At 63.0% G+C, this 13,409-nt stretch carries 12 protein-coding genes; 5 read left to right on the plus strand and 7 right to left on the minus strand.

The features are described from left to right. Nucleotides 1-327 precede the first annotated feature (327 nt). Nucleotides 328-1,137, minus strand: a complete 810-nt coding sequence (locus tag PQR02_RS01105) for an SDR family NAD(P)-dependent oxidoreductase (protein ID WP_408224172.1) — start codon at nucleotides 1,135-1,137, stop codon at nucleotides 328-330. A gap of 178 nt (nucleotides 1,138-1,315) precedes the next feature. On the opposite strand from PQR02_RS01105, the gene PQR02_RS01110 reads away from it, so the two are divergent. Further along, nucleotides 1,316-2,251 carry a GlxA family transcriptional regulator gene (locus tag PQR02_RS01110; protein WP_408224175.1) on the plus strand — a complete coding sequence of 312 codons (936 nt, stop codon included), beginning with the start codon at nucleotides 1,316-1,318 and terminating at the stop codon, nucleotides 2,249-2,251. A 71-nt stretch (nucleotides 2,252-2,322) separates the two neighbouring features. Further along, the gene (locus PQR02_RS01115; RefSeq protein WP_408224178.1) at nucleotides 2,323-2,748 is read left to right on the plus strand and encodes an HIT family protein; all 426 of its coding nucleotides are present in this window, start codon (nucleotides 2,323-2,325) and stop codon (nucleotides 2,746-2,748) included. Nucleotides 2,749-2,957: 209 nt separating this feature from the next. Here PQR02_RS01115 and PQR02_RS01120 read toward each other — a convergent pair whose 3' ends face one another. Further along, complete coding sequence (locus PQR02_RS01120) at nucleotides 2,958-3,137, minus strand: hypothetical protein (RefSeq protein ID WP_408224637.1); 180 nt, start codon at nucleotides 3,135-3,137, stop codon at nucleotides 2,958-2,960. A gap of 335 nt (nucleotides 3,138-3,472) precedes the next feature. Between PQR02_RS01120 and speG the strand changes: the two genes are divergently transcribed. Continuing rightward, nucleotides 3,473-3,970: a spermidine N1-acetyltransferase gene (gene speG, locus PQR02_RS01125; RefSeq protein WP_408224640.1), complete on the plus strand. Its 498-nt coding sequence runs from the start codon at nucleotides 3,473-3,475 to the stop codon at nucleotides 3,968-3,970. A 449-nt stretch (nucleotides 3,971-4,419) separates the two neighbouring features. Next, entirely contained in the window at nucleotides 4,420-4,758 is a 339-nt protein-coding gene (sap1, locus tag PQR02_RS01130; protein ID WP_408224181.1) for a surface attachment protein Sap1, read from the plus strand. Between the two features lie 287 nt (nucleotides 4,759-5,045). Here the strand turns inward: sap1 and PQR02_RS01135 are convergent, their stop codons facing one another. From PQR02_RS01135 to PQR02_RS01155, 5 genes are all read right to left on the minus strand, one after another. Beyond that, nucleotides 5,046-6,779, minus strand: coding sequence for an IlvD/Edd family dehydratase (locus tag PQR02_RS01135; protein ID WP_408224184.1), 1,734 nt, complete (start codon nucleotides 6,777-6,779; stop codon nucleotides 5,046-5,048). Between the two features lie 40 nt (nucleotides 6,780-6,819). Next, nucleotides 6,820-7,824, minus strand: coding sequence for an L-arabinose ABC transporter permease AraH (araH, locus tag PQR02_RS01140; RefSeq protein ID WP_408224187.1), 1,005 nt, complete (start codon nucleotides 7,822-7,824; stop codon nucleotides 6,820-6,822). Between the two features lie 84 nt (nucleotides 7,825-7,908). After that, the gene (araG, locus tag PQR02_RS01145) at nucleotides 7,909-9,474 is read right to left on the minus strand and encodes an L-arabinose ABC transporter ATP-binding protein AraG (protein ID WP_408224190.1); all 1,566 of its coding nucleotides are present in this window, start codon (nucleotides 9,472-9,474) and stop codon (nucleotides 7,909-7,911) included. Nucleotides 9,475-9,575: 101 nt separating this feature from the next. Continuing rightward, nucleotides 9,576-10,580, minus strand: coding sequence for an arabinose ABC transporter substrate-binding protein (locus PQR02_RS01150; protein WP_408224193.1), 1,005 nt, complete (start codon nucleotides 10,578-10,580; stop codon nucleotides 9,576-9,578). 169 nt (nucleotides 10,581-10,749) lie between these two features. After that, a complete protein-coding gene (locus tag PQR02_RS01155) occupies nucleotides 10,750-12,198 on the minus strand; it encodes an aldehyde dehydrogenase family protein (protein WP_408224196.1) in 1,449 nt (482 codons plus the stop codon). 193 nt (nucleotides 12,199-12,391) lie between these two features. Between PQR02_RS01155 and PQR02_RS01160 the strand changes: the two genes are divergently transcribed. Next, a complete protein-coding gene (locus PQR02_RS01160) occupies nucleotides 12,392-13,369 on the plus strand; it encodes a LysR family transcriptional regulator (protein WP_408224199.1) in 978 nt (325 codons plus the stop codon). Nucleotides 13,370-13,409: the final 40 nt, after the last annotated feature.

A 13,409-nucleotide genomic window follows, 5' to 3' on the forward strand; every position in this document is an offset into this window, starting at 1 on the left:
CAACCGCGCGTGGCGCGACCGCGCCGGAGAGCGCAGTCCGCGGCCCCCTCTGCGGGCTCAAACAATCTCCCGATCAATGTAGACTTCGCCGCATTACCCGCCGGATAAATCTGGCGACTCGCAAAGCTTTCCTATCCTTCGATCCGGGCGGACCGGGCCAAGCGGGATGGGAAGAATCAGGTGGCGGTGAGCGAGTGAGTGGTTTGAGCGGCGGTTGAGGTTGCGCCGCTGCTTGATAAAAACGCGCCCGGCAACGATGCCGGGCGCGTTTTTTATTGGCCGCGCGGCGGGCGTTTCGGGCTGTCCACGCCGCGCGCGCGCTCGCCTTCAGGCGGCCTTGGCGCGTGCATAACGCGCAGCCGGCAGCTTGTGCGACAGATTCGGCTGCAGATGCTGGCGAGCGCTGTTCAGCCGCTCCCAGTCGGCCGCATCCGGCAACGACGGAATCGTCACCAGTTCGCCCTCGTCGAAACCGGCGAGCGCCGCATCCACCATGTCTTCGGCGGTCATCACGATCTGCGCGGGCAGATGCTCGACCGCCAGTCCAGCGCGATCCCAGAATGCCGTGCTGGTGGCGCCGGGCAGCACGGCCTGCAAGCGTACGCCCTTGCCGCCCACTTCGTGATGCAGCGACTGCGTCAAGTTCAGCACATACGCCTTGGTGCCGCTGTACGTGCCGTTCAGGAGTTCGGGCGACAGCGCCACGACCGACGAAATATTGATCACGGCGCCCTGCTCCCGTTCGACAAAGCCCGGCACGGCCGCCGCCGTCAGGCGAGTGAGCGCGGTCACGTTCAGGTCGATCATCTTCTCCAACTCGTCGACGTCCGAATCGATCAGCGAGGCCGTTGCGCCGACACCCGCGTTGTTGACCAGCATCGTGATCGCGCGATCCGCGCGCAGCCGCTCTTCGATGCGGCGCACGTCGCCCTTGACGGTCAGATCGACAACGACGGACTCGACATGGCGCCCGGTTTCCCGCGTCAGCCGCTCGGCCAGCCCTTTGAGCCGCTGCGCGTCGCGCGCGACCAGAATCAGGTCGTAGCCGCGCCGCGCGAGGCGGTCCGCATACACCGCGCCGATACCCGACGACGCGCCCGTCACCAATGCCGTCCCTTTGCTTGCTTGCGTTGCCATTTGAAGCTCTCCTTGCGGGTTCGGCGCGTCGCGCCAGTGCCCTGTCCGATGAATGGGAAAACTGTGAGCCACCCGCTGCCGCCTCTTTTCCATCCGGCTTCGCGGTGTTGACGAGGCAAGTCTAGGCGTGTAGTCTTTTGTCTCAAATGTCGTATTTACCTCGTTTTAGGACATCGCGATGAGGCACGTCGGTGTGGTGGTTTTTCCCGGCTTCCAGATCCTCGATATGGTCGCGGTCTCCGTCTTCGAATTGGCGAATCTGGAGGCCCGTCAGCCCGAGTACGAGGTCGAGGTCATCTCGGAGCATGGCGGGATGGTGCGCAGTTCGTCCGGAGTCGAGATCGCCACGCGGCCGTTCGGCGATCCGGCGTACGACACCGTGATCGTCACGGGCGCGATGCAGGTCGTGCCTTCATCGCCGGGCCTGCTGGCGTTTCTGAACGATGCGCTCACCGCCTCGCGCCGCACCGCGAGCATCTGTACCGGCGCCTTCGTGCTGGCCGAGGCCGGGATTCTCAACGGCCGTCACGCGACCACCCATTGGGCGCATGCGCGTGACTTGCAACAGCGTGTCCCTGGCGCGCGGATCGACGACGACCGTATCTTCATCGTCGACGGCTCGGTCTGGACCTCGGCCGGCATGACCGCGTGCATCGACCTGTGTCTTGCGCTCGTCGAGAGCGACCTCGGCGTGGACGTTTCGCGGGCGATCGCAAAGAAGCTCGTGGTGTATCACCGGCGCGCGGGCGGGCAGTCCCAGTTTTCGGCGATGTTGGACCTCGAACCGAAGTCCGACCGCATCCAGAACGCGCTGTCGTACGCGAAAAGCCATCTGCGCGAGCCGTTGACGGTCGACCAACTGGCCGACGTCGCGCACCTGAGTCCGCGCCAGTTCAGCCGCGCGTTTCGCGACGAGACCCGTCAATCGCCGGCCAAGGCGATCGAGTCGTTGCGCGTCGAAGCCGCTCGTTCCATGCTGGAAGCGGGCCGCCATTCGATGGAAGCGGTCGCGGCCGAGACCGGCTTCATCGACACCGAGCGGATGCGGCGCGCTTTTCTGCGTGCGTACGGTCAGCCGCCGCAAACAATCAAGCGCGCGGCACGTGCGCTGTAACAGATGTCGTGGACAATACCGGCGACGCCGCTCCATCCAACATGAACCCTGCAACCAGCAAAGGAAACGCGATGACCTACGACGCCAACAATCCCTTCGCACGAATTCTGCGCGGCGAATTGCCCTGCATCAAAGTGGCGGAAAACGATGCGGCGCTGGCCTTCATGGACCTCATGCCTCAAGCCGACGGTCATCTGCTGGTCGTGCCGAAAGAAGCGGTGGCCGAGATATTCGACTTGTCGGAAGCGTCGCTGGTGGCGAGCATACGCATGACCCAGAAGCTCGCAATTGCGGTGCGCGCCGCGTTGCGGCCCGATGGCGTTTTCATCGGACAATTCAACGGCGCTGCGGCCGGACAGACCGTGCCGCACGTCCATTTTCACTTGATCCCGCGCTGGCAAGGCCAGGCGCTGAAGATGCATGCCCGCGAGGTCGCCGACTCGGACACGCTCGAAGCGGTGGCCAAGCGCATTCGCGCGCATTGGCGCGCCGACTGACGATGAGCGCCGAGCATGGTCACACGCCGTAACATGTGTAAAGCGCTTTGAAACCAGCCGCGTTTGCGGCGCGGCTAGACTGGGAATGCCTTGTCGCCTTCAAGGCATTGAGTGTGGATCTCTTTTTAGCCTGCCGTTCCGGCAGGCTTTTTTCTTGGCGATTCGCGCGGGAGCCGCCCACGAATATTCGGTAGCGGACCCCGGGCGCTTCAAAGACGCTGCCGCGCGCGGCGTAGCGGATGCCGCCAGTCGATACGCCGATGTCTCGCAGGCGCAGGGCGCAAGTCGTGCAGATGGCGGTGTTCCTGCCACAATTCGTCAGAAAAAAGAAACGCGACGATGAGCAGCGGAATGACGAGAAAAGCGCCCAATATCAAGTGCTCGATCACAGTGGCCTCCGATCGCAGGAGCATGATTTCATTGTAGAGCACCGCACGTGCCCGTTCAGCGTTGCGGCATTTTTAAAAACACTCGCACCGCGCGACACCCTGCCCTCGCCGCTTTTCACTCTACTTGCGTTTCGCACGCGGTTTGCAAGGACGCTCCCGAACTGCGACAGTTGCAAGAACTCCACTCACCTCGCCCTGACTAACTTACGGGAACGAAACGCGTCTGCGCGCTGCCGCAAACCCGCGCGCCTTCACACTACCGGCTTTCGAAGGGATTCCAATGACGACCGAACGCAGCAGCGAACTCACGTTGCGCCCCGCTTGAGCGCTCCGATCTGCGCTTCGTCCACGAAGTGAACAACAACGCGAAGATCATGCGCTACTGGTTCGAAGAGCCGTACGAAACCTTCTCCGAACTGACTCAACTGTACGATCAGCACGTACACGATCTGCGCGAACGGCGCTTCGTCGCGATCGACAATACCGGGCAAACCGTCGGCGTCGTCGAACTGATCGAGTTGGACTACATCCACCGGCGCGGCGAATTTCAGATCATCATCGCGCCCGAAGCACAGGGGCGCGGCTATGCCACCATCGCGACATGGCTCGCGATCGACTACGCGTTTTCGGTTCTCAACCTGCGCAAGATTTATCTGATCGTCGACACAGCGAATACCGCAGCCATCCACATCTACGAGAAATGCGGCTTCAGGCATGAAGCCGAACTGATCGAGGAATTCTTCGGCAACGGCCTGTATCACAACGCGTTGCGCATGTGCCTGTTCCAGTCCGGAGTTTTTCAGGTCAAGGAGGCGGCCCGATTGAGCCAGTGATGCCGTTCTACTGCGCCCGCACGGGACGCGCTGCTGGACTGCTCCGCTCACCTGGCACCATTTAAGTCCTGCATCTACCCCGATACTTCGCATTTCTGATCAACCAGATCGAATGACTTTGTGTGCGTTGCACAAAGTATCGATTTGGCTTGTATTAATTCGCTTAATTGAAGCTGCGCGTTTACGCGAGTATGTGCGGCAAAGCTTTGCTGGTCAAAGCACTGCACGTCACCCCTCTTTTATCTATTCGCTTCAATGTCGCCCTTTTAGGATGCTGCTGAAGGTTTCAGCACCTGCGACCGACGGTGCGACAATTCGCCGCTGTTGCGACTGCACACAAGTTGTGCTTGTCGTTCTCTCGCGTTCTCCTAAACTGAAAATTGCGGATTCAACGTTAAAGTTAAATACATAGCTAACCTGAATATCCGTCCCGCGCACTGGAGGTCAATATGAAAATACGTTTCGCCCTTTTTTTCGCCACTGCGAGTTTGGCTGCCGCGAGTGTTCAGGCGCAAGACGCAGTGATCAAGCCGCAGCAAACCATTCAATTCAAGGCCAACGCGTATGGCTGTCTGTCGAAAGACAAACTCGATGCCGCCGACCAGCATGCGCAAGCCGGTGAACAGCAAAAAATGCAGGAATTCTTCTCAGGATATCAATGCGTTTCGACACCGCCGAACTCGAATTTCCGGGTCGTCCGCGTGGTCGGCCACGATGTCGAATTCGTGAATTCCGGCAATAGCGATACGCAAGGCCTCTGGGCGAACGACCGGTTTATCAAGCAATAAGCTGAACGCCGGCCTTTCGGCAAGCGCTGGAAAGCGATTTCGTACCTATAAATCCTCTGGCGATTAAAAGCCGGCGGTGCTGAACTTGTGATTTAAATAAAACGGCTGGGCATTCAATGCCCGGCCGTTTTATTTTGCCTGCACGCTTGCGCCGTTCAGGAGGGAGCCCCCAAAAAAAGCCGATGCGGATTATCAATCCGCATCGGCAGTATGCCTTCTCGCAAAGCGCAGGAACAACCAGAAGAGACAACCCGGTAGGAATCAGCACCCCTACGATCACGTGTCTTTCAATGCGAATCGCGCGGCACCGGCGCGCCGCTCGATCCGACCAGAAAGTCGAGATCCGCACCCTGATCCGCTTGCAGCACGTGCTCGACGTAAAGCCTGTAATAGCCGCGCTCTGGCAACTCGGGCGCCTGCCATGCGGCGCGCCGGCGTGCGAGTTCGTCGTCGCTCACGTCCAGATGCAGGCGGCGTGCCGCAACGTCCAGTTCGATCATGTCGCCGGTCTGCACGAACGCGAGCGGACCGCCCGCCGCCGCTTCGGGCGACACATGCAGCACCACCGCGCCGTAGGCCGTGCCGCTCATGCGGCCGTCGGAAATCCGCACCATGTCCGTAATACCCTTTTGCAGCACCTTTTTCGGCAGCGGCATGTTGCCGACTTCCGCAAAGCCCGGATACCCCTTCGGCCCCGCGCCCTTGAGCACCATCACGCAGTGCTCGTCGATGTCGAGCGACTCGTCGTCGATCCTCGCGTGCAATTCTTCGATATTCTCGAACACCACCGCCCGACCGCGATGCCTGAGCAGCGCAGCGGTAGCCGCGGACGGCTTGATCACCGCGCCGTTCGGCGCAAGGTTGCCCTTGAGCACCGCGATGCCCGCCTCCGGCTTGAACGGCTCGGCGAACGTCGTGATCACCTTCTCGTCGTGATTCGGCGCGTTGCGCACGTTCTCCCAGATCGTCTTGCCGTTTACAGTCAGCGCATCGCGATGCAGCAGCCCCTGTTCGCCGAGCTGCTTCAACACCGCCGGCACACCGCCCGCGTAGTAAAAGTCTTCCATCAGGTATTCACCGGACGGTTGCAGATTCACGAGACACGGCACCTTCGACCCAAGCTCCCAGTCCTCCAGCGACAACGGCACGCCGATGCGTTTGGCCAGCGCGATCAGATGCACGACCGCATTGGTCGAGCCGCCGATTGCAGCATTCGTGCGGATCGCGTTTTCAAACGCTCGCGGCGTGAGGATCCTGTCCATCGTCAGGTCCTCACGGACCATTTCGACGATGCGCCGGCCCGCGAGATGCGCGAGCACCTGGCGACGCGCATCGACGGCGGGAATCGCCGCGTTGTGCGGCAAGCCCATGCCGAGCGATTCGACCATCGACGCCATCGTCGACGCGGTGCCCATCGTCATGCAGTGGCCGCGCGAGCGGTTCATGCACGACTCGGCTTCGGTGAATTCCTCTTGCGTCATCGAACCGGCGCGCACTTCCTCCGACATCTGCCACACACCCGTTCCCGAACCGATCTGCTTGCCACGAAAGCGCCCGTTGAGCATCGGTCCGCCCGACACCGCCAGCGACGGCAGATTGCACGAAGCTGCGCCCATCAGCAGCGCGGGCGTGGTCTTGTCGCAGCCGACCAGCAGGATCACACCGTCCATCGGATTGCCGCGAATCGACTCTTCGACGTCCATTGACGCGAGGTTGCGAAACAGCATCGCGGTAGGCCGCAAGTTGGTTTCGCCAAGCGACATCACCGGAAACTCGAGCGGCAAGCCGCCCGCTTCGTGCACGCCTTTCTTCACGTACTCCGCCAGCTCGCGGAAATGCGCGTTGCACGGCGTCAGTTCGGACCACGTATTGCAGATGCCGATCACCGGGCGTCCGTCGAATTCATCGTGAGGGATGCCCTGGTTTTTCATCCACGACCGATGGATGAAGCCGTCACGGTCCTTCAGGCCGAACCACGCCTGACTGCGCAGCGGCTTTTTGCTCTGCTTCGAATCGGCCATGACATCTCCCTGTGGACACACCCTTGAAGCCGGACTCGCGTCAGCGCACGCGCTTGCTGCGGCGGAACTGGTCGAACAGCACCGCCAGCAGCAGAATGCCGCCGCGAATCAGGTACTGGTAGAACGTCGGCACGTTAAGCAGGCTCATCGCGTCCTGCACCGAGCCCATGATGAGCACGCCGACCAGCACACCCGAAATCGTCGCGACACCGCCCGTCAGCGAAACGCCGCCGAGCACACACGCCGAAATCACGCCGAGTTCGAGCCCCACCGAGGTTTTCGGGTCGCCGAGACTCATGCGCGAGGCCAGCATCACGCCCGCGAAGCCGGTCACGAGTCCTTGCAACACGAACACTGTGATCTTGATCCGCGTGACAGGCAAGCCCGCCAGCAACGCCGCCTCGCCGTTGCCGCCGACGGCCAGCACGTTCTTGCCGAACACGGTTTTCTTCAGCAGGAAGCCGAACAGCACGAAGCCGACGATGTTGCTCCAGATGGGAAACGAAATGCCGAGGAAGGAGCCACCGCCGAGGTCGAAGAAGCGCTCTTCGGAGATCATCACGGCGTCGCCGTTCGACGTGATGTACGCGAGGCCGCGCACGACTTCCATCATCGCGAGCGTGACGATCAGCGAGTTGATCTTGTAGCGCGCGACCAGCACACCGTTCACGAGTCCGACCGCGCCACCCGCGAGCACGCCGGCCGCGACGCCGAACAGCACACTATGCGTCGCGGTGATCAAGGTCGACGCGACCACGCCGGCGAACGCGACGATCGACGCCACCGACAGATCCACTTCACCGAGCGCGAGAACGAACATCATGGTCACGGAGATCGAGCCGATCAGCGTGACGGAAAGCAGCAAGCCCTGGATATTGCGCGAGCTGAGAAAGTCCGGCACGGTGAACGACAGGACCGCGAACAGGATGACGAACACCATCACGATGCCGGACTTGTTGATCAAATCCCAGCTGCGCGCGGCGCGCGCGCTCAGGCCCGCTGAGGCGACGGTTGGGGTCGTGGAGTCGGTTGAAGGTGTGTTCATGATGTGTGTTTCCGTTTCAATGGCGCGATTCAGTCGCGTGCCTTCGTTGGCGTGCTGGGGTCGAGTCGGGTGAGCGGGGCGGCGTCAGCGGGGCAGCGCGAGCTTGATCAACGCATCCGGGGTGGCCTGCGCCTTCGACAGATCGCCGAGGATGCGGCCTTCCTTCATCACGATCACGCGATCCGTGACACCGATCACCTCGGCCAGATCGCTCGATACGACGATGACCGTGCGGCCCGCATCAGCGAGTCCGTACAGCAGCCCGTAAATCTCGCTGCGCGCGCCGACGTCGATGCCGCGCGTGGGCTCGTCCATCAGGAACACGTCGATGTCTTCCGCGAGCCAGCGCGACAGGATCACCTTTTGCTGATTGCCGCCGGACAAGGTGCCGATCGACGTGTCGCCGTTGCGCGTCTTGATCGCGAGCTTGCCGATGAATTCCCTCGCGGTCTGCGCTTCCTTGCGGCCGTTGAGCACGTGGAAGCGGCTGAAATGACCGCGGCAACTGATGTTGAGGTTGTCCGATACCGAGGCGATCGACACGATGCCTTCCTGCTTGCGATCCTCCGGACACAGCGCGACACCTGCGCGCACGGCATCGCGCGGCGTGGCGAAGCGCACCCGCTTGCCTTTGAGCGTGATCTCGCCGGCGGCCGGTTTGACCGCGCCGTAGATCAGCTTCATCAACTCGGATCGGCCCGCGCCGACCAGCCCGAAGAAGCCGACGATTTCACCCTTGCGCGCCGCGAACGAAGCCGGTTCGCGCAGGCCGGGTCCCATCAGACCTTTGACATCGAGCTGCACGTCGCCGAGTTCGCGCGAGCGGTAGCCGTACACGTCCGCGATCGAGCGGCCCACCATGCAGCTGATCAGCCGGTCGCGATCGAGTCCGTCGCCCGCTTCGAAGGTGTCGATGCGGCGGCCGTCGCGAAACACCGTGACGCGATCGCATAGTTCGTACACTTCGTCCATCCGGTGCGTGACGTAGATGATCGCGCGGCCTTCGGCCTTCAACGCGCGGATGATCCGGAACAGTTGCGTGGTCTCGCGCGACGACAGCGAACTGGTGGGTTCGTCGAAGGCGATCACACGCGCGTCGCGCATCAGCGCCTTGCCGATCTCGATCATCTGCCGCTGGCCGATCGACAGATTCTTCACCTGTTGCGACGGATCGATCTTCTCGCCGAGCCGTTCCAGCTCACGCACCGCACGCGCGACCAGCGCCTTTTCGTCCAGTACACCGAAACGATTGGGCAGCGCACCGAGCATCAGGTTTTCCGCAACGGTCAGTTCGGGCACCAGATGCAGTTCCTGATAGATGATCGCAACGCCCGCCGCAATGGCCGCCTTGGTCGTGCTGAACTGCTGCACGACGCCATCGAGCCACAGGGTGCCCGCCGCCGGCTGATTCACGCCGGACAGCACCTTCAGCAGCGTCGATTTGCCGGCGCCGTTTTCGCCCATCAGGCCATGCACTTCGCCGCGCCGCACTTCGAGCGACACCTGGTCGAGCGCAAGCACGCCGGGAAAGCGCACGGTGATGCCGTCGAGTTGCAGATACGATGCGGCGCCGGATACGGGCGAAGGCGAGGGCGCTTGCGCAGGCAGCGCCGTTGCGCCGCGGTGGGACTCGGTGGGTAAGGACGTCATCGAAAAAACCTCGAACGGGTGGACAACTGTGCTCACGACAGCGCGGGCCGGTCTCACATAGCGCGAGGCGGTCCGCCAGAACCTGCGGACTCGAATCCGACTTAAATGCCGAGTTCTTTACGCACGTCCTGCCAGTTGCCGCGCACCATCAGCTTGCCTGTGGTCTGCGTATCGGCGGGCGGCTCTTTGCCGTCCTTGATCCACTCGATGAGGTTCTCCGTGCTCTGCTTGCCGTGGTTGGTCGAGCTCACGGCAATCGTGCCGAAGAAGCCTGTCGGTTCCTTCTTCTGGAATTCGGCGAAGGCTTCGCCCGCACCGTTGATGCCGACACCGATCACGTCCGCCGCGGGAATATGCAGCTGCTCGGTTGCGCGCACGCCGCCCAGCACGCTTTCCTCGTTGAGCGCGAAAATTACCCACTTCTTTATGTTCGGATGCTGCGCGAGCACCGGCGATGAGGCGTTGAAACCGCCTTCGTCATCCGTCGTCTTTTGCGGGGCGTCGAAGATGTTTTCTTTCTTGAAGCCGCCGGCCAGCAGCGATTGCGTCGCGCCGTCGGTGCGAAGTTTCGCGGTCGGCAATTCGTAGTTCGTGATGCGCAGCGCGCCGACTTCTTCAGGCTTCCAGCCGCGCCGCTTCATTTCGTCGGTGAGCGCCTGACCGACCTGGTTGCCGATCTTGAATGCGGACATGCCCAGGTGCGGCACATTCGGCAGCGGCTTGCCGGTCGAGTCGACCAGTTGATCGTCGACGGTGACGAACTTCATGTTGTAGCGCTTCGCGCGCGCCTGAATCGCCGGTCCAAGGCGCACGTCGGGCGCGCAGATCACGAAGCCTTTCGCGCCTTGAGCGCCGAGGTTGTCGATTGCGGCCAGCACTTTTTCGCCGTCCGGCGTGCCGATTTTGACGACCGAAAAGCCATCCTTCTGACCGAGCGCGGTCGCGGCTTTCTGTTCGTTGATGAACCACGCCTGTTCCGGCATCTTCACGAGAAAGCCGACTTTGAGCTGCTGATCCGCGTGCGCGGAAAGTTGCACGGCGAACGGCGCGGCGAGGGCGGCGGCGGCCATCGCGGTGAGGGTCAAACGGCGAAGCTTGCTGGTCATGCCTGTCTCCTGAGGTTGAAAAGCTGCATTGATGTCGTTGGTTTGCAGCAGGGCTATGCGCGGCGGCGTCAACCGGGGCGCGAATGAGGCATGGGATGCGACGCGCATCGAACTGCTGCTGCGCGATCAGCGCCACGAGGTGCGGTGCAATGCGTGACGGTCATCGCGATCAGCCCGCCACGTAGGCCGTTTTGACGGCCGTCCAGAAGGCCGCGTCGGCCGCGCCGTAGGCAGACGCCTTGCGGCCGCCGCCGGGCGCGTGGTGCTCGACGGCGGTGGTGGGCAAATTGATCGTGACGAGCCCGCTTTGAACGTGGCGGCGGAAATGCCGCGCGCGCTCGAGCGAGCGGGTGCAGATGCCGGCGCACAGGCCGTAGGCCGTGTCGTTCGCGAGATGCAGCGCGTGGTCGTAGTCGTCGGCGCGCAGCACGACCGCGAGCGGGCCGAAAATTTCTTCGCGCGCAATGCGGTGCTCGGGTTCGCCGATGAACAGCGCCGGTTCGAAAAAGTAGCCCCGCGTTGCCCGCTCCAGCGGCTTTCCGCCGCGCAACAGTTGCGCGCCTTCCTGTTGTCCGATGCGCACGTAGTCGAGGTTGCGCTCCAGTTGCGCGGCGTTCGCCACCGGTCCGATATCCGTGCCGCGCTTTAACGCGTGATCGACCGAGAGCCTGGCGAGCCTCGCGCGCAGCGCGTCCACGAACGGCTCGAACACCGCGCGCTCGACGATCAGACGGGCCGCCGCCGTACAGCGCTGCCCGGCCGAGCCATAGGCGCCGCTCAACGCCGCCTCGACCGCGGTGTCGAGATCGGCGTCGGCCAGCACCACGAACGGATTCTTGCCGCCCATCTGCAATTGCACGCGCGCCTGGCGGGAGGCTGCGGCCTGCAACACGCGCTTGCCGGTTTCCGACGCGCCGGTGAAGCCGATCGCCGCCACCAGCGGATGCGCGACGATCCGCGCGCCGACCTGCCGGCCGCTGCCCATGAGGAGGTTGAACACGCCCGCGGGCAGGCCGGCGCGGCTGATGATCGAAGCCAGCGCCGCCGCGCAGGCCGGCGTCGATTCGGCCGGCTTGAAGACGACGCAATTGCCGTGGGCGAGCGCGGCGCCGAGCTTCGCGGCGGCGATCGCCAGCGGCGCGCTCCACGGCGCGATGATGCCGATCACGCCCAGCGGCTCGCGCGTCACGTCGATTTCGACGCCGGCGCGCGCCGACGCCAGCGGCTCGACCAACGCGCGCAGCGCTTCGGCGGCGCACAGCTTGAAAAGCTGGCCGGCGCGCATCGTTTCGGCAAGCGCTTCGGGCAGGGTCTTGCCGACTTCGCGCGCGAGCAGCCGGCCGAGTTCGTCGCGGCGCGCAAGCATCTCGGTGCCGATCGCATCGAGTGCATCCGCGCGGCGCTGCGCCGACGCTAGCGACCAGTCGCGAAACGCCGCGTGCGCCGCTTCAATTGCCGCATCGGTCTGCCGAACGTCCGCACGCACGTATTCGCCGACCGGTTCGTCCAGGTCCGATGGGTTGAACGACACTCCCGCGGTCGCGCGCGTCTCCCATCCGCCATTGATGTAATGGCGAAACGGGCTGGTAACGAGCGGAACGAGCGGATCGCGGTTCATCGACGGAAGGGCGTCACGTGGGAGTCCTGGAAAGTCCACGAATGGTATGAGCGCCCCCAATAACTTTCCAATCCCTTTTTAAGCCATCCCGATATCAGTTTCGGTATGGCATCATGGAGACCCTGAGCGGGCCAAACCGCCGGGCAAAGGCGGCCGGAGGCCGTTCAACAAAAACAATGCTGGGAGACAATCGATGACGCGTAGCTACTCGAACTGGTTCGTCCGTGCGCGACTCAAGACGCGCCAGTTGCTACTGCTGGCGGCGATGGAGGAGGAGGGCAACGTGCGCCGGGCCGCCGACGTGCTCGGCATGACCCAGCCCGCCGCCTCGCGTCTGCTCAAGGAGCTGGAGGACATGCTGGAAGTCAGCCTGTTTGACCGCACGCCGCATGGCATGCACGCGACGCTGTACGGGGAGGTGATGATCCGGCACGCGCGCATGGTGTTGTCGAATTTGAGCCACGCGCACGACGAAATCTCCGCGTTGCGCTCCGGCCTCGCGGGTCAGGTGCGCATCGGCGTGATTGCGGCGGCCGCCGCGACGATGGTGCCGCGCGCGATCGCCAGCGTGAAGGAACGGTATCCGCAGCTGCAGATCTGGGCGGAGGTGGAAACCTCGGACGTGATGCTGCCGCGGCTAGCCGAAGGCGAGCTCGACATCATGGTCGGGCGGGTGCTGGAGCGGCAGAACCAGTTCAAGGCCGAAATCCGCTACGAACCGCTCGCGGACGAACCGCTTTGCGTGGTGGCTCGCCCCGGTCATCCTCTCGAAAATGAGACAGGTTTGACACTGCGCGGAATCGTCAACGCTAGCTGGGTTTTGCATCCGCCAGGCAGCGTGCTGCGCCATCGGTTCGACCTGATGTTTTCGCAAATCGGGCTGAATCCGCCGCAAAACGTGGTCAATACGAACAATTTTCTGGCGATTTCGAGCCTTCTGCTTCAAAGCGACATGTTGGCCGTTTTGCCCGACGAAGTGGCGCGTCAGTACCAACAGTACGGTGTCCTGAAGCGCGTGCCGATAGATTTGCCGTGCAGGATGGACACATTCGGTATCATCACGCGCCAGTCGCATCTTCTTTCGCCGGGGGCCGTGGTCGTGCTGCAAGCCTTGCGGGAAGCCGCCGCCGAGGTATACGGCACGGCCTTCGAAGCGGCCGTGGCGCGATAAGTGCTTCTCCCGTGGGCATGGCCGGCGGCCGACGGCGCGG

Source organism: Paraburkholderia sediminicola (assembly GCF_046026895.1).
In the GTDB taxonomy this organism is placed as follows: Bacteria; Pseudomonadota; Gammaproteobacteria; order Burkholderiales; family Burkholderiaceae; genus Paraburkholderia; species Paraburkholderia sediminicola_C.

Excerpts from the sequence above, each read along its gene's own strand:
- PQR02_RS01105 (WP_408224172.1), bottom strand. The coding sequence starts at position 1,137 with ATGGCAACGCAAGCAAGCAAAGGGACGGCATTGGTGACGGGCGCGTCG.
- PQR02_RS01110 (WP_408224175.1), top strand. The coding sequence starts at position 1,316 with ATGAGGCACGTCGGTGTGGTGGTTTTTCCCGGCTTCCAGATCCTCGAT.
- PQR02_RS01115 (WP_408224178.1), top strand. The coding sequence starts at position 2,323 with ATGACCTACGACGCCAACAATCCCTTCGCACGAATTCTGCGCGGCGAA.
- sap1 (WP_408224181.1), top strand. The coding sequence starts at position 4,420 with ATGAAAATACGTTTCGCCCTTTTTTTCGCCACTGCGAGTTTGGCTGCC.
- PQR02_RS01135 (WP_408224184.1), bottom strand. The coding sequence starts at position 6,779 with ATGGCCGATTCGAAGCAGAGCAAAAAGCCGCTGCGCAGTCAGGCGTGG.
- araH (WP_408224187.1), bottom strand. The coding sequence starts at position 7,824 with ATGAACACACCTTCAACCGACTCCACGACCCCAACCGTCGCCTCAGCG.
- araG (WP_408224190.1), bottom strand. The coding sequence starts at position 9,474 with ATGACGTCCTTACCCACCGAGTCCCACCGCGGCGCAACGGCGCTGCCT.
- PQR02_RS01150 (WP_408224193.1), bottom strand. The coding sequence starts at position 10,580 with ATGACCAGCAAGCTTCGCCGTTTGACCCTCACCGCGATGGCCGCCGCC.
- PQR02_RS01155 (WP_408224196.1), bottom strand. The coding sequence starts at position 12,198 with ATGAACCGCGATCCGCTCGTTCCGCTCGTTACCAGCCCGTTTCGCCAT.
- PQR02_RS01160 (WP_408224199.1), top strand. The coding sequence starts at position 12,392 with ATGACGCGTAGCTACTCGAACTGGTTCGTCCGTGCGCGACTCAAGACG.